The 15,690-nt window shown below is 65.3% G+C and carries 11 protein-coding genes and 2 pseudogenes; 9 read left to right on the top strand and 4 right to left on the bottom strand.

From position 1 onward, the window contains the following. Positions 1 to 417: pseudogene (locus tag ACZ6DL_RS18985) on the bottom strand (Acg family FMN-binding oxidoreductase); the annotation flags it as partial. 10 nt (positions 418 to 427) lie between these two features. After that, entirely contained in the window at positions 428 to 1,180 is a 753-nt protein-coding gene (locus tag ACZ6DL_RS18990) for an SDR family NAD(P)-dependent oxidoreductase (protein WP_466052711.1), read from the bottom strand. A gap of 299 nt (positions 1,181 to 1,479) precedes the next feature. Between ACZ6DL_RS18990 and ACZ6DL_RS18995 the strand changes: the two genes are divergently transcribed. From ACZ6DL_RS18995 to ppsA, 5 genes are all read left to right on the top strand, one after another. Continuing rightward, entirely contained in the window at positions 1,480 to 2,136 is a 657-nt protein-coding gene (locus tag ACZ6DL_RS18995; RefSeq protein WP_466052712.1) for a response regulator, read from the top strand. Positions 2,137 to 2,307: 171 nt separating this feature from the next. Then, a complete protein-coding gene (locus tag ACZ6DL_RS19000) occupies positions 2,308 to 4,038 on the top strand; it encodes a sensor histidine kinase (protein ID WP_466052714.1) in 1,731 nt (576 codons plus the stop codon). Between the two features lie 318 nt (positions 4,039 to 4,356). Then, a complete protein-coding gene (locus ACZ6DL_RS19005; RefSeq protein ID WP_396987470.1) occupies positions 4,357 to 4,731 on the top strand; it encodes a spore germination protein GerW family protein in 375 nt (124 codons plus the stop codon). A 301-nt stretch (positions 4,732 to 5,032) separates the two neighbouring features. Then, positions 5,033 to 6,787 carry a GAF domain-containing sensor histidine kinase gene (locus tag ACZ6DL_RS19010; RefSeq protein ID WP_466052716.1) on the top strand — a complete coding sequence of 585 codons (1,755 nt, stop codon included), beginning with the start codon at positions 5,033 to 5,035 and terminating at the stop codon, positions 6,785 to 6,787. A gap of 406 nt (positions 6,788 to 7,193) precedes the next feature. Further along, positions 7,194 to 9,503, top strand: coding sequence for a phosphoenolpyruvate synthase (gene ppsA, locus ACZ6DL_RS19015; protein WP_466052718.1), 2,310 nt, complete (start codon positions 7,194 to 7,196; stop codon positions 9,501 to 9,503). A gap of 329 nt (positions 9,504 to 9,832) precedes the next feature. Here the strand turns inward: ppsA and ACZ6DL_RS19020 are convergent, their stop codons facing one another. Both ACZ6DL_RS19020 and ACZ6DL_RS19025 read right to left on the bottom strand, forming a co-directional pair. Continuing rightward, complete coding sequence (locus tag ACZ6DL_RS19020) at positions 9,833 to 10,309, bottom strand: pyridoxamine 5'-phosphate oxidase family protein (RefSeq protein WP_466052719.1); 477 nt, start codon at positions 10,307 to 10,309, stop codon at positions 9,833 to 9,835. Then, entirely contained in the window at positions 10,306 to 11,088 is a 783-nt protein-coding gene (locus ACZ6DL_RS19025; RefSeq protein ID WP_466052721.1) for a sigma 54 modulation/S30EA ribosomal C-terminal domain-containing protein, read from the bottom strand. Before ACZ6DL_RS19025 ends, ACZ6DL_RS19020 begins: the two co-directional genes overlap by 4 nt. A 358-nt stretch (positions 11,089 to 11,446) precedes the next feature. Between ACZ6DL_RS19025 and ACZ6DL_RS19030 the strand changes: the two genes are divergently transcribed. The 4 genes and pseudogenes from ACZ6DL_RS19030 to ACZ6DL_RS19045 all read left to right on the top strand — a co-directional run bounded on the left by ACZ6DL_RS19030 (position 11,447) and on the right by ACZ6DL_RS19045 (position 15,328). Then, on the top strand, positions 11,447 to 11,995 hold the full coding sequence (locus tag ACZ6DL_RS19030) for a flavodoxin family protein (protein ID WP_466052723.1): 549 nt from the start codon (positions 11,447 to 11,449) through the stop codon (positions 11,993 to 11,995). A gap of 227 nt (positions 11,996 to 12,222) precedes the next feature. Next, positions 12,223 to 12,879, top strand: a complete 657-nt coding sequence (locus tag ACZ6DL_RS19035; protein ID WP_466052725.1) for a response regulator — start codon at positions 12,223 to 12,225, stop codon at positions 12,877 to 12,879. Between the two features lie 301 nt (positions 12,880 to 13,180). Next, a pseudogene (locus tag ACZ6DL_RS19040) lies at positions 13,181 to 14,411 on the top strand (IS256 family transposase). Between the two features lie 332 nt (positions 14,412 to 14,743). Further along, the gene (locus tag ACZ6DL_RS19045) at positions 14,744 to 15,328 is read left to right on the top strand and encodes a transposase (protein ID WP_466053260.1); all 585 of its coding nucleotides are present in this window, start codon (positions 14,744 to 14,746) and stop codon (positions 15,326 to 15,328) included. Positions 15,329 to 15,690 lie beyond the last annotated feature (362 nt).

Below are 15,690 nucleotides of genomic sequence, written 5' to 3' on the forward strand. Positions count from 1 at the left end.
GATGGCCGCGATGTGCGCGGCCGGCACCTCCCAGGAACTGAACCGGCGACGATCGGTGCCGCGCCTGCCGATCGCACGTGCCAACTCGACGTCCACGGGAGTGAATGCGGTGGAATGGAATTCGACGGACGCGAGATGCTCGGGCGCGGCCGGGTCCGGAAGCCGATGAACAGTCGTCTCCCATCCCTCCGCACGGGCCGCGACCCGCAAATGATGCAACACCGCTCCACAACTCAGCAGCAGGTCGCGACCATCCGGGTCGGTGTGCGGCAGCCTTCGGCTCTCATCGGCATACAGATGCACGGTCTCGTGCCCGATCCGCCACAGCCACGGCTGGCTGTTGTGCACCGACGGCGCACGCACCGCCAGCGCCAACACTGATCGCAGCGTATCGAGATCGGGATGTGTTTTCGGCATCGCTTGCCTCTCATCGAGATTCGTCCGGCAGGCCCAAGACCTGACCGGCGGTGGCGCCACCATCGAGCACGAACTCAGAGCCGGTCGAGTAGGTGGCCTCGGTGACCAGGAATCGCACCATCGCAGCGACCTCCTCCGGCTCACCGAAACGGGCCAGCGGCTGATTCGCGGCGACGGATTCGTCCATGGCCGCGGTCATCGGCGTGTGTATGGGGCCCGGATGTATCGAACACACCCGCACGTTCGCGGGCCCCAACTCGAGGGCGGCCGCCTTGGTCAGGCCCCGCAACCCCCATTTGCTGGCGACGTAGGCGCCGATACCCGCATATCCGATGAGGCCGGCGGTGGACGAGATGTTGATGATCACCCCGCCGCCCGCGGCCCGCAGCCGCGGCGCCGCCAGATGCATGCCCAGCCAGGCGCCATAGAGGTTGACATCGACGACATGCCGGAACATCGCCGGAGGTTCGGACTCGATGTCCCCGAAGTCGACGATGCCTGCATTGTTGATCAACACCGCCAACGGACCGAACTCCGCCTCGGCGTCATCCAGCACCGAGTGCCACTGAACCTCGTCGGTCACATCCAGTCGGCGGAACACCGCGCCGGATCCGAGCGACTCCGCCAACCTGGCACCCTCGTTTTCGAGTAGATCGCCGACAACGACGGAGATGTTCTCCTTCGCGAGAGCGGCCACGACGGCGGCGCCGATGCCACGCGCACCGCCGGTGACAACCGCGCTTCTCCCTTCGAGTTCGGCCATGACAATCAATCACCCTTTCAGCTGGCGTGCCCGCTCCCTTCGTGATTCAGCATCGCGCGAACCGGCGGCATGCGTGACGGCCGAAGGTCACCGAACAGCGGGTCCTCTGGCCACACAGGCCCCGGCCGTGCCCAGCCGCTTCAGAGGCCGGTGGCTACATGTGCGCCCTGGCGCCCCCGACCCGAGTCCCGCAGAGACGGGTGAAGTCATGAACGGTCGCCGGGAATGGAGACTGGTCCTCACCGGAACTCCCCCGTTGCGTAATCTCGACGCAAAACCCTTACCGGATTGGACTATCGATGATCACGGTGTTTCTGGTCGACGATCACGAGATCGTCCGCCGCGGCCTGGCCGACCTGCTCTCCGACGACCCGGAACTGTCGGTGATCGGCGAAGCCGGCGACGTCGCCCAGGCACTCGCCCGCATCCCCGCACTGCGCCCCGACGTCGCCGTGCTCGACGTACGCCTGCCTGACGGCAACGGCATCGAACTGTGCCGCGACCTGCTGTCCAAACTCGACGACCTGCGCTGCCTGATCCTCACCTCCTTCACCGACGAACAAGCCATGCTCGACGCCATCCTGGCCGGAGCCAGCGGATACGTCGTCAAAGACATCAAGGGCATGGAACTGGCCAAAGCCATCAAAGAAGTCGGCGCAGGCCGCTCCCTGCTGGACAACCGCGCCGCAGCCGCCCTCATGCAACGACTGCGCACGAACACCCAGCAAGACGGACCCCTGGCCGGCCTCACAGACCAAGAGCGCAAACTACTCGACCTCCTCGGCGAAGGACTGACCAACCGGCAGATCGCGCAGCGCATGTTCCTGGCCGAGAAAACGGTCAAAAACTACGTCTCCCGACTGCTCGCCAAACTCGGTCTCGAACGCCGCACCCAGGCGGCCGTCTACGTGTCGAAACTCCGCTCACAGCGGTCCGGGCCCGACGCAGGATATTGAGGCTCGCCTATCGCGACACCCCGCGAAAATCCGATACTCGCCCCGTAGATCACCGGAAGCAGCCGCGACTCTCCCTCCGAAGCGCTGGACATACACCTTGCGCAGACAGGTGAACTACTGTTGCGGTATGGCCGTCTGCCAAGGACAGATCGGTACCCGGGAGCAGCCGCGATGACCGATGACACGCCATCTGACGCGTATTCGGTGCGTGACACGCTCTCGCAACTGCGGCTGCGCGAACTGCTCGGCGAGGTCAAAGATCGCATCGAGCAGATCATCGACGCCCGCGACCGGATGGACGGCCTGATCGAGGCCATGCTCACCATCACCTCCGGCCTGGATCTGGACCGCACCCTGCGCACCATCGTGCACACCGCCATCTCCCTGGTCGAGGCCCGCTACGGCGCACTCGGCGTCCGCGGCCACGACCAGCAACTCACCCAGTTCATCTACGAAGGCATCGACCAACCCACCCGCCAACGAATCGGCGACCTCCCCCAAGGCCACGGCGTCCTGGGACTACTGTTCAACCAACCCAAACCCATCCGGCTGGACAACCTCGCCGAACACCCCTGCTCGGTCGGCTTCCCCGCCCACCACCCACCCATGCACACCTTCCTCGGCGTACCCGTCCGCATCCGCGACCAAGTGTTCGGCAACCTCTACCTCACCGAAAAAGCCGGCGGCCAGCCCTTCACCGAAGACGACGAAGTCATCGTGCGAGCCCTCGCCGCCGCGGCGGGCATCGCCATCGACAACGCACACCTCTACGAATCCGCCCGCACCCGCCAAGCCTGGATCGAAGCCACCCGCGACATCACCACCGAATTCCTCGCAGGCACCGCACCCGACCGAGTCCTCACCCAACTCGTCGAAGCCACCCGCCGCCTCACCGGCTCGCAACGGGCATACCTCGCCGTCGTTCCGCACCCCGACACCAACCCTGAAGAGATCACCGAACTCCTCATCACCCACACAGCAGGCGCTCAGGACAACAAACCGCCCGCCAAGCTGCCCTCCGGTGACACCACCATCGCCACCGCGCTGCAACTGCACACCCCCCAACGCCTCGGCGACTGCCGCCGCGCCGATCTCGCCAAGATCTTCCCCGACGCCGGACCCGCCCTCGTGCTGCCCATGCAGACCTCCGACTCCACGGTGGGCGTGCTGGTGGCGCTGCGGGCCGCGGAAGCCGCACCCTACAACGACGAGACCCTCGAGCTGACCGCCGCCTTCACCGACCAAGCGGCGCTGGCGATGCAATTGGCCCACGCCCAACAACGCATGCGAGAACTCGACATCCTCTCCGACCGCGACCGCATCGCCCGCGACCTACACGACCACGTCATCCAACGCCTATTCGCCGTCGGACTGAGCCTGCAGGGCACCGTACCCCGCACCCGCGTCCCCGACGTACGCGAACGCATCACCGACGCCATCAACGACCTGCAAGACGTCGTCCAGGAAATCCGCACCTCCATCTTCGACCTGCACAGCGGCAACAACGACAGCGCCCGAGTACGCCAACGCATCGAGGAAGCCATCCGCCAACAGACCGCCCCCAGCGATATCCGCACTTCCGTGCGCATCACCGGACCCCTCTCGGTGATCGACCCCGAACTGGCCGACCACGCCGAAGCCGTAATCCGCGAAGCAGTCAGCAACACCGTCCGGCACTCCGGCGCCGACGCGGTCGCGATCGAGATCACCGTGGCCGACGACCTGACCATCGTCATCGAAGACAACGGACACGGAATACCCACCGACGTCACCCCGAGCGGACTGACCAACCTCGCCCAGCGCGCCGAACAAGCCGCCGGAACCTTCACCATCACCGCCGCTACCGGCCCGGACGGCAACACAGCGGGCACCCGATTGTGCTGGACAGTCCCACTGCGCTGAACCGCACATCGGACAACGAACGAGTGAATGCAGCACGCCGTCGCCGTCCGGCACCGGCCGAGCGCGTCGGACGACCGGCTTCCCGCCTTGTAACGGGGTGAGAGAGGCTGGGAAGCAGATCAACGGCACACCCACCTCACCGAAACCAACGGATATATCACCCCGTCGTTGAAGCTCAAACGAAACGCCGCCGGCCTGCTGTCATTCCGCCTTCCCATAGGGGCCTAACGACCCTCAATTCAGGTCGAATCGCGATCGATACTCGGGAGAGAAGCCGGAGCAGCGGCTGTTTCGGATCAGAAGTACGGAGGCCAATACATGAAGCTCGCAGATGTTCTCGCCACGGCGAAAGACTCCATGACGGTCACGCGAGTGTATGCGGAGCCGGTGGAGCGAGATGGGCTCACGGTGATCGCAGCCGCCGCAATCTCTGGTGGCGGTGGCTCGGGAGAAGGTACCGACAAATCGGGACAGGAGGGTTCCGGTGGCGGTTTCGGCGTAGGCGCCAAACCGGTGGGGGCCCTTGTCGTGAAGGATGGCCAAGTGCGTTGGCTGCCCGCCGTCGACATCAACCGGCTGATCACGGTGGTGGGGATAGTAGCCGTGACCGCGCTCGTCGTCGGCGCCCGCATCGCGAAACTGCAGGCGGGTCAGCCATCGCGGAAGCAGGTTTTCCGTCGACCTCGATCGTGATCGCAGGCAGATGACCGGGCCTCGGTCAAGGGCCGGACCGCACGCGACTGTTCGGACCGAGCGACTCGTAACCGCCGCGCGTGGGCATGGAACGGGCCTTTGTCAAGGGACCTCGGTCACCAATCCGAGGTCCAACTCGGAGGAGCAGTTCACGGGCACGCCGTAATCCGAGAAGACAGCAGTTCGCGGTTGGTGGTCGAACTCGAGCGTCGAGGTCCCGTCAGCGCCCCGGGAACGCCCCGACAGAACGGCCGGGTTCGATGATCGCACGCAGCGGAACGGGTGGCTCGATCATGGAAGAATGCAGTCCATGGAGGGCCAGCGGTATACGCCCAGATCGAACGGCCGGGCTTCGGTGACGGAGACTCTGTCGCAGTTGCGACTTCGTGAACTGCTCATCGAGGTGCAGGACCGGATCGCCCAGATCGTCGATGTCCGCGACCGTATGGATCGGCTCATCGAAGCCATGCTGGTGATCACCGCAGGTCTCGACCTCGACAACACCTTGCGCACCATCGTGCACGCCGCGATCGAACTCGTCGACGCCGGATACGGCGCCCTCGGTGTCCGCGAAACCGACGAAACAAGCAATCAACTCGCCGAATTCGTCTACGAAGGGATCGATGACCGCACCCGCGTCATGATCGGCGACCTCCCACGCGGGCACGGCGTACTCGGACTGCTCATCGAAGAACCCAAACCCCTACGACTGACCAGAATCGCCGACCACCCCGCCTCGGTCGGCTTTCCCGCACACCACCCGCCCATGCACACCTTCCTCGGTGTACCGGTCAAAGTGCGCGAGGAGGTCTTCGGCAACCTCTACCTGACCGAAAAGGCGGACGGACAGGAGTTCACCGATGACGACGAGGTCGTGGTCCAGGCATTGGCCGCCGCGGCGGGTATCGCCATCGAAAACGCCCGTCTCTACGAACAATCCCGAATCCGGCAACAATGGCTCGAAGCCATTCGCGACGTAGCGACCGAGCTCCTGGCCGGGGGCGAACCCGAGGAGGTCCTGCGGCTCGTCGCCGAACGCGCACTGACACTGACCGACTCCGCGATCACATTCCTCGCTCTGCCCGAGGACCCGGACATCCCCCACGACGAAGTGACCGAACTCTTGGTCACCGCCGCCGCCGGGCCGAGTTCGGAAGCGCTGAACGGTCTATTCGTGCGTGTCGACCGGTCGCATGCGGGCAACGCATTCCGAACAGGACAGCCGGTCTCTGCCGATGAACTCCTCGATGAGACGTTCGCCGAGACGGCGGCCGAGACAGGACCGGTCTTGATCCTGCCGCTGCGTGCGCGTGGTTCGGTGATCGGGGTACTCGCCTCCTTGCGACCGGCGGGAGCGCCCCCGCTCGATACCGCCACCCAGACGATGATGGCGGCCTTCGCCGATCAAGCGGCCGTGGCGCTGCAATTGGCCGACACCCAGCGACGGATGCGGGAACTCGACGTCCTCTCCGACCGAGACCGCATCGCCCGCGGCCTGCACGACCACGTGATCCAGCGGCTGTTCGCGGTGGGCCTCTCCCTGCAGGGCACAGCGCAGCGAGCACGCGCCCCCGAGGTCAAATCCCGGTTGATGGACACCATCGACGACGTGCAAAGCATCGTTCAGGACATCCGCCACTCGATCTTCGATCTGCAGAGTAATTCGGCGGCGGACTCGACCAAGTATCGGAAATATCTGCATGGCATCGTGGTCGATATGACCGCCGATACCGGCCTTCGGACCACCATCCGGCTCGCCGGGCCGGTCACCGTGCTGGCGCCACCCCTGTCCGACGACGTCGAGGCAGTACTACGCGAGGCGGTGAGCAACGTGGTCCGGCATGCGGGCGCGAACACCGTGGCGGTCGAATTACAGATCAAGGACGATGTCACGATCGAAGTGACCGACGACGGCGAGGGCGTTCCGGAAGACAACGCACGTCGTAGCGGACTGGCGAACCTGGCGGCGCGGGCACAGAACGCCGGCGGCATTTTCAGCCTCGCGAACCGGCCCGGAGGCGGCACGGTGCTGCGTTGGTCGGCGCCACTGCCGTAAAGTCATCACGCGACTGAACCGCTCCCTCGGGCGACGGTCTTGCCCGCATGCGCACTATTCCTCCCGAAGCCACGGTTACAGGACCTATTCCCCTACACCCGTCCTGGCGAACAACCGAAAGTGGATGTAGCACTCATCCGATAGAGGGAGCCGTCATGGACTGGCCTACCGCCGCCGTCATCATCGCCATCGCCTTCGCTGTGATGGTGATCGTGTCCACCTACATTTCGACCAAAAAATAGTAGTAGTCGCGTTCGCTCCAGCCGCGACACCACATCGGAGCCGGTCTCGCGTCAGGGACCAATGACGGACCAGGGCGGGCACTTCGGCCGTAGCGGCCGGCGCCGGAGGCGAACGACCATGAGACGAAGACGCTCGAATTGGAAAAAGGAATGGGAGCCGACATATGGGCGACTACGTGGCGGGATTCGAGGAATTGCGTCTGGCGGATGCGGACCGCGCCGGCGGCAAGGGCGCGAACCTGGGCGAACTGGTGGCGGCGAAACTCCCGGTCCCCCCGGGATTCGTGATCCTGCGTGCCTGCTATGAGCAGGTGATAGCCGCCGGCCCCAACGGTCCGCAGTTGGATCGGCTACACGACCAGGCGCTTCATGCGGCCACCGACAACACGCGGGTAGCCGAATTGTGTGATCGGATGCGCAGCCTGGTCCATGAAGCCCGGCTGGACAACGGGGCCCGCGCCGCGATCCTGAACGCCTATCACGCACTCGGCGACCAAGTGCCGGTGGCCGTACGCTCCTCCGCGATCGGAGAGGACAGCGCCACCTCGTCGTTCGCCGGCATGAATATCTCCCGCACCAATGTGCACGGTGACGAGAAACTGCTCGAGACCGTCATCGACTGCTGGGCGTCGCTGTTCACACCTCGAGTGGTGACCTATCGCGCACGGCGCGGCATGCACGGCCGTCCGGTGATGGCCGTCGTGGTGCAGCGCATGGTCACCTCCAAGAGCGCGGGTGTCGCGTTCACCGCCGACCCCGCGACCGGGCGCCGGGATCGTGTCGTGATCGACGCCGCGCGCGGCCAAGGAGAGGTGGTTGTATCCGGCAGCACCGAGCCCGACACCTATCTGTTCGACTCGGCCGGCCCCACGCTGTTGGAAACGCACACGGGCAAACAAGGTTTCGCGATCGTGGCCGGCCCGGACGGCGACCGGAAAGTCGAACTGCCCGCCGACGCGGCCGGAACTGCGGTGCTCGACGAGGAGCAGGCGATGGCGGTGGCCCGGCTAGCGCTCGCCGTACAACAACACCACGGCGGCAAACCCCAGGACGTGGAATGGACCTTCGACGACGAGAATCTATGGTTGGTGCAGGCTCGCCCGATCACTGTGCTGGCCGATCAACCCGCCGATCAACCCGCGGCGGTCGCCACACCGCAGAGGGCGCTGGTGCGCGGGCTGGCCGCCGCGCCCGGCTCGGCGACCGGGGCGGTGCGTGTCCTGTCCTCCCCCGCTGAAGGGCACACGCTGCGCGACGGTGAGATCCTGGTGGCTCCCATGACCAACCCGGACTGGCTGCCCACCCTCACTCGCGCCGCCGCCGTCGTCACCGACAGCGGCGGCATGACCTGCCATGCCGCGATAGTTGCCCGTGAACTCGGCGTACCTTGCGTGGTCGGTGCACGTACCGCGACTACCGCACTCACCGACGGAGCCGTCGTCACCGTCGACGGGTCGACAGGCGAAGTCCGCGCGGGGCGACCGGAAGCACCCGCGATTCGGCTTCCAGTCGCTGCGCAAACCGTCAACGCGAACGAACCGACCGGGACTCATGTCTACGTCAATCTCGCCATTCCCGAGGCCGCCGAGCGCGTCGCGGAAACAGATGTCGACGGCGTCGGCCTGCTGCGTGCGGAAACCCTCCTGACCCAGGCGCTGGACGGCAGACATCCGCGCGATCTGATCGCACGTGGCGAGGAGAACCGATTCATCGAGAAGATGACAGACTCCCTGCTGCGCATCACCACCGCCTTCGCGCCACGCCCGGTGATCTACCGTGCGACCGACCTACGTAGCAACGAGTTCCGCGCTCTTACCGGAGGTGCCGAATACGAACCGGTGGAACACAATCCGATGATCGGCTACCGTGGCTGCTACCGCTATATCCGCGAACCCGAGATCTTCGCCCTCGAGCTGACCGCTCTGGCGCGCGTACGCGAACGAACCCCGAATCTGCACTTGATGATTCCGTTCGTGCGTACGCGCTGGGAGCTGGAGGCCTGTCTGCATATTATCGATGGCAGCCCGTTGGGCCGGCAACGCGGCCTACATCGGTGGGTGATGGCCGAGGTACCATCGGTCGTCCATTGGCTTCCCGAATACGTCGGTCTCGGCATCGACGGCGTCTCCATCGGCAGCAACGACCTCACCCAGCTGATGCTCGGTGTCGACCGCGACTCCGAGCAATGCGCAGAACTCTTCGATGAATCCGACCCCGCCGTGTTGGACGCCATCACCCGCATCATCAGCACCGCCCGCCGCCTCGGCATCACCTCGTCTCTATGCGGCCAAGCCCCCTCCAACCATCCAGAGTTCGCCGAACACCTCGTCCGATCGGGTATCACCTCCATCTCGGTCACACCCGACGCAGCTCCTGCCGCTCGGCGCGCCGTGGCCGCCGCCGAACGCCGACTGATCCTCGAGCACGCCCTCGCCGACCGCGGGGACACAGCCCGCCACACTCCCGATCACTGATCCCACGCCGTTGGTGGGTCTCGAGGGGTGCGAGCAATCGGACCAATAGTCACCCGCATGGGGCACGCCGGGAACCGAAGCCGGAGCGGGATGGTCCACACCCTGGGCCAAATGCGAATGGATCGAGAAAGGGTCGCCGCTCTGGCCGCCACCGGCAGCAGAACGAGCCAACAATCCGACCCCCGGCTGCCGAGCGACCGACACGTCGCACCAGACGAGGACATCGAATCGACCTCGGGATCCCGCTGCGACACAGCCGCAGGCAGTTACCATGTCCACCAATCGGTGTCAGCCAAGGAGTCCGTGCCCGAGTCCTGCCTCGGCCTGGTTCACGCGGTGCGCTCAGATGAAGAGACGTCGATCGCGGTGGATCGTTTTTCGATGAGTCTGATGCCGGAGACGATGTCGGGCTCGATGGTGATGACGCTGTCCATCACCCCTTCGACCCACGGCCGAAGCAACTGCTCGTATCGCGCGATGCGCTCCACATCGGTCACCGTATGCGCCAACCCCGTCACCGAGACCGACCAGCCGACGCGTCGGCTGGGGTCGATGTCGTCGGCGGCGTATGTGACGACCACCGGAGAGTTGCCGCGCACGGCGCCCGCCAGCCGGGAGGTCAGACGAGTGCGTATCACGATCAGCCCGCCGTCGACCAGGTGATTCACCGGACGTATCGCGGGCAATGCGTTGCGCGTGTAGACGACTCGGCCGAGCGGAGCGGACGCCAACAGCCGTAGCGCCTCGACGCGGCCGAGATCCACGACATCACGCAACGCGTCGCCTTCGATCTCCTCTTCGATCACGATAGCCCTTTCGCCGCACCGCGAGATTCGGACCCCGCAGGTATCACAACCGCCACATCCCCGTCGTACCTGCGGTACATCAGCCGCCCACGGCGGCCGCGAGGATCGGTGTAGAACAGAAACGGAAGGCCGTATCGGCACAGCCGAGCGGCGGCTTCATGATCGGCCAGGTGCGGTGCCGGTCGCGGCTGCACGGTGAACGTCGTCGCTGAGGCGGGCACTCCAGGCAGTACCTGATGTTGCCGGGCCAGCCGTACTCCGGCCGGACCTGCCCAGAACACGATGGCGTCCTCGCCGGTGTGGTCGTCCACGAACAGATGAGCGTCGTAGTCCATCGCGTCCATAATCCTTGCGGCCTCGGCCAGGTTGGTGACAATGGGGTCGCATACCTTGCGCCGCACGATCGGCCGCTCGTGCGACACCCACCCCAGTGGCGGACGAGCGGGGTCGGGCCAGCAGCGCGGCTCTCCTCGCCCGGTCAGCCGGGTCAACTGCCGATCGAGTCGCTCAGCTGCGAAGCTGGCGACGAATCCGCGCGGGCCGCTGATCTGAACCCGGGTCGGCGCATCGAGAAACCGGACGTTGGCCTGCACGAGAGCCGGCTCGTCTGCGCCTGGCACGGACAGACGAACTCGCGCCGTTGCGGTGATGTGGTGGCGGCGCAACACCCGGGCCAGCACGCGCGACAACCGAGCCGTTTCGCAATCCACCGCCTTCCCACGCGTCTCGATCGCCATCACCGGATCCACCGGTGGCGACAGCCGCTCGATCACTGACACGGACCGGCCTCACTTCCTCGGGCGAACAAACTGACTTCTCATGCCACCAAGGCAACCGATCGGCACATAGGGCCAAAAGTCCATGAAGCGGGGGCACATATCCCCGAATCCCGTTCAGCCGACGCTTCCGGATTAGATGGACATACTGGAATATATTGCAATGCCGCACAATTCGACCCCTACTCAGTAAAGTCACTCTCTTCGTGCACCGCGGCCGTGTGTTGGTATCCACCAGCCGCTGCCGGTTTGCCTCCATTCGCGCGGCCCACGGTCGAAAGTCCCTCGGCAAGAGTCGCTTCAGCACTGCCGTGGCTGCTGTCCCCATCCGTAACGTCGGCGGTGGCAACACCATGCAGATATGAGCGCAGAGGAGATCGAGATGCTCGCCCGGGTCGTCTATGAATCAATGTTCGGCAACACTGCCGCCGTCGCCAGGGCCATCGCCCAGGGCCTCGATGGATACGGCACGGTGGAAGTACTGGACGTCGCTACCGCTGCCGACGCGGCGGCGCCGCAGGTGGATCTACTGATCGTCGGTGCGCCCACCCACGCCTTCGGCCTGAGCAGACAACGTACCCGACGCGACGCCGCCAAGCGGACCACAGCACCGGTCGCGGTCGATATCGGTGTCAGGGAATGGCTCGATGCGGCATTCGCGGTCCCAGCGGGCAGCAGGGCTGCGGCGTTCGGCACCAAAGCCGCCACTCCGTCCTGGCTGCCCGGGTCAGCCGCACGCGGCGTGGCTAGACGGCTGCGCCGGGCGGGCTACGAGCTTGCCGCCGATCCGATGGATTTCCTTGTCACTGATGTCATCGGCCCCCTCGCCAACGGCGAACTCGAACGAGCCCGCGCGTGGGCGGAACGGCTGGCAGCCGCGGAACTGCAACGAGCCGCGTCCCGCCCCTGATATCAATCACTCGATCATGTACGTCGCGCTCTCGCGAGCCCGATGTCGGAGTCGCACAGTCACCACGGTTCCGGACCTATAGCGGTGGCCGTCCCTACCCGGGCGGATTCGCCGACGCGCGCGGCAACTCTGTCAAGGGACCTCGGTCCCCGATCCGAGGTACCAACATCCAGGTGCGCCGGCCGGGGACTCCGTAATCTGTGGGTGACCATACGAAGGGGTTATCCATGATCAAGGTATTCCTGGTCGACGACCACGAGATCGTCCGCCGTGGTGTTGCGGACCTCGTCGACCTCGAGCCCGATCTGGATGTCGTCGGTGAAGCAGGCAGCTACTCGCAAGCAATGGCCCGCATTCCCGCGCTCCGCCCCGACGTAGCGGTGCTGGACGTGCGGTTGCCCGACGGAAACGGCATCGAACTATGCCGTGAACTGCTCGCAGACGATCCGGGCCTGCGCTGCCTGATCCTCACCTCCTTCACCGACGAACAGGCCAAGCTCGATGCCATCCTGGCCGGGGCAAGCGGGTACGTCGTCAAAGACATCAAGAGCCTCGAGCTCATCGATGCCATCCGTGTCCTCGGAGACGGTCGATCGCTGCTGGACAATCGGGCGGCCGCCGCGCTCACGGCCAAGCTCCGTGCCGAAGCGGAGACCAGCCCGCTCGCCGGCCTCACCGTCCAGGAACACACCCTTCTCGCGTTACTCGCGGAAGGATTGACCAACCGGCAGATCGCCGGCCGAATGTTCCTGGCAGAGAAGACCGTCAAGAACTACGTCTCGAGACTGCTTACCAAACTCGGCGTCGAACGCCGCACCCAAGCAGCGGTACTCGCCTCCAGGCTGCAACAGCCAGAAGGACAAGTTGGACAGACCCGGCCGTAGCCGGCGTCGGCCCGAACTAGCCCTGCGGGGTCAATCCGGAAAACCGGGTACCGGTCCGCGATCTGCGCGAACTCACCGAGTCCGGCGGTGCGATCAATCGGAAAGTGCGGACGGGCTGCCCGCCTCGCTGGGGAACTTCGAGTTCCATGGCGCCTCCGGCATCGACACTCATGGACGCATTCGCCGAGCGGCACGGTCGATAGGGACTGTAATTTCTTCGGTGTAACTCCTGGGCAAGATGGATGCACCTGTGACTGATGAGAAGGTCGGCGAGGCTGCCCAGCCGGTGTCGGCGAGGTCGATGGACGAGCAGATCCGGCAGTGGGCTGCTGAGGCTCGCCGCGACGGGCTGCAGTTGGTCGGTGAGGGCGGTCTGCTGGCGCGGATGACCAAGTTGGTGGTGGAGTCCGCGCTCGAGGGCGAGATGGACGATCATCTCGGTTACGCCAAGCACGACCCGGCCGGTCGTGACGGGGGTAACTCCCGAAACGGCAAGCGGTCCAAGACGATCGAGACCGAGGCCGGGCCGGTGGAAATTACGGTGCCCAGGGACCGGGAGGCGAGTTTCGAGCCGCAGATCGTCAAGAAGCGGCAGCGGCGATTGAATGGTGTGGAGAACATGGTGATCTCGTTGTCGGCCAAGGGATTGACCACCGGAGAGATCTCGGCGCACCTGCGCGAGATCTACGGGGCAGAAGTGTCGAAACAGACGATCTCCACGATCACCGACCGGGTGATGGAGGGCATGGCCGAGTGGCAGAACCGGCCCCTGGATCCGGTGTATCCGGTGCTGTTCATCGACTGCGTGGATGTCAAGATCCGCGACGGAAACGTGGCGAATCGGCCCATCTATGTCGCGATGGGTGTGACCGTGCGAGGGCACCCGCGACATCCTCGGGTTGTGGGCGGGTGAGCACGGCGACGGCGAGGGCGCCAAGTACTGGCTGCGGGTGCTCTCGGAGCTGAAAAACCGTGGCGTCGCAGATGTGTGCATCGTCGTCTGCGACGGCTTGAAGGGGCTGCCCGATGCGATCGGCCAGGTCTGGCCGCAAGCGCTGGTGCAGGGCTGCGTGGTGCATCTGCTGCGCAACTCGTTCGCCTACGCCTCCCGCAAGGACTGGCCGGAGCTGGCCAAAGACCTCAAACCGGTCTACACCGCACCCTCGGAGCAGGCCGCGCTGGATCGGTTCGCCGAGTTCAGCGAGAAATGGGAGAAACGCTACCCAGCCATCATCCGGTTGTGGACCAACGCGTGGGCGGAGTTCGTGCCCTTCCTCCAGTTCGACAACGCAATTCGCCAGGTCATCTACACCACCAACGCCATCGAGTCGGTCAACGCCCGCATCCGCCGCGCGGTCAAGGCCCGCGGCCACTTCCCGACCGAGGCCGCCGCCCTGAAATGCGTCTACCTGGCCATCATGAGCCTCGACCCCACCGGCACCGCCCGCCAACGCTGGTCCAACCGCTGGAAAGCCGCCCTGAACGCATTCGAGATCACCTTCGACGGACGCCTGTCCGCCGGCCGCAACTAACCCGAGTCAACAACCGAAAGGAGAGCGGGCTACACCGAAGACTGGACAGACCCCCTCGGGACTGGACGGCATCACCTACCGCCATCTCCGACACCCGCAAACCGTCGACCTGATGCTGGCCCAACGGAAACCCGAAGCCTCGCCCGGCATTGTTGCCGTCGCCGCATTGGTCCGGGCTGCGGCTGGAGGCTCCGCGCAGAACGAACCAGGCTAGGTTCAAGGGGTCAACGCAACGCAACACCCTTGTTGACGAGGGGTTCGAGTTGGGGCGTCCTGCGATATCGGTTGAGGTTCAGCGTTCGTTCTGAGCGTGGATCCGTGAGGGCGAGATCATCGACACCCCGGCCGGGGCGGGCGAGGGTATCAGTGCGATCGCCAGGTCGATCGGAAGGTCTGCCTCGACCGTCAGCCGCGAGATCCCGCGTGGCACTCGCCGACCGAAGACGGGATATCGGGTGACTGTTGCTCAGGCGCTCGCCGACAAGCGCGCCCTCCGTCCCCAAAATCGCGTTGCTCCGCCGCGATTCCCGACTGGGCGCCTCTGTCGAGCGGCAATTGCTGTTGAAGCACAGCCCCGAGCAGATCAGCCAGCGGCTGCTGGTCGATTTCCCGACGATCCGTGTATGTGTGTCTCCCACGAGACGATCTATCAGTCGCTCCACGTTCGAAGACGAGAAGCGCTCAAACGTGAATTGGCGCAGTGTCTGCGAACCGGACGTGCGCTACGCAAGCCGCACCGCAAGGCCGACGAACGTCGAAGTCGGCCTGCCGGTGCGGTCTCGATCAGTCAACGTCCCGCCGAAGTCGAGGACCGGACAGTGCCGGGCCACTGGGAAGGAGATCCCGAGCGCCACGAGGCGCCATGTAACCGAGTGGAGGTGGAAGACCTGCACCTTTGTGCTGTCGCAGCAGCATAACGAAGCTGGGGGCAGCCCGAACCGGGAGACGCCGGTGAGGGCGGTAAGCAGCCCCGACAACGCCGGGACGGGCCAGCACTACCGGATGGCTCGGGTCCGGCAAGCAAGACGGGAAGGTGTACGCGAGGAACCAGTGGTCTAACGCCCCTCAAGTCTCCCGCCAGCTCGAAACCCGGTGGATTTGGGCTGGATTGCGGTGCACACCCGCCACAACGGTGGGGAACTTCGGAGCGGCATCGAGGTCGTTCGTTCCGGAGGCCACGGTGAATGTCTGCGGCGTAGCCGTGGCGATACCGCAGGGGTATAGCTGGGCACCTCACCCGTCGATCGGTTCATGGTGAACGTGGGAACCACCCCGAGCC

Source organism: Nocardia sp. NPDC041819, assembly GCF_055590505.1.

What these genes read in the sequence shown, in the direction of transcription:
- ACZ6DL_RS18990 (WP_466052711.1), bottom strand. Translation starts at nt 1,180, where the DNA reads ATGGCCGAACTCGAAGGGAGAAGCGCGGTTGTCACCGGCGGTGCGCGT.
- ACZ6DL_RS18995 (WP_466052712.1), top strand. Translation starts at nt 1,480, where the DNA reads ATGATCACGGTGTTTCTGGTCGACGATCACGAGATCGTCCGCCGCGGC.
- ACZ6DL_RS19010 (WP_466052716.1), top strand. Translation starts at nt 5,033, where the DNA reads ATGCAGTCCATGGAGGGCCAGCGGTATACGCCCAGATCGAACGGCCGG.
- ACZ6DL_RS19035 (WP_466052725.1), top strand. Translation starts at nt 12,223, where the DNA reads ATGATCAAGGTATTCCTGGTCGACGACCACGAGATCGTCCGCCGTGGT.
- ppsA (WP_466052718.1), top strand. Translation starts at nt 7,194, where the DNA reads ATGGGCGACTACGTGGCGGGATTCGAGGAATTGCGTCTGGCGGATGCG.
- ACZ6DL_RS19000 (WP_466052714.1), top strand. Translation starts at nt 2,308, where the DNA reads ATGACCGATGACACGCCATCTGACGCGTATTCGGTGCGTGACACGCTC.
- ACZ6DL_RS19030 (WP_466052723.1), top strand. Translation starts at nt 11,447, where the DNA reads ATGAGCGCAGAGGAGATCGAGATGCTCGCCCGGGTCGTCTATGAATCA.
- ACZ6DL_RS19005 (WP_396987470.1), top strand. Translation starts at nt 4,357, where the DNA reads ATGAAGCTCGCAGATGTTCTCGCCACGGCGAAAGACTCCATGACGGTC.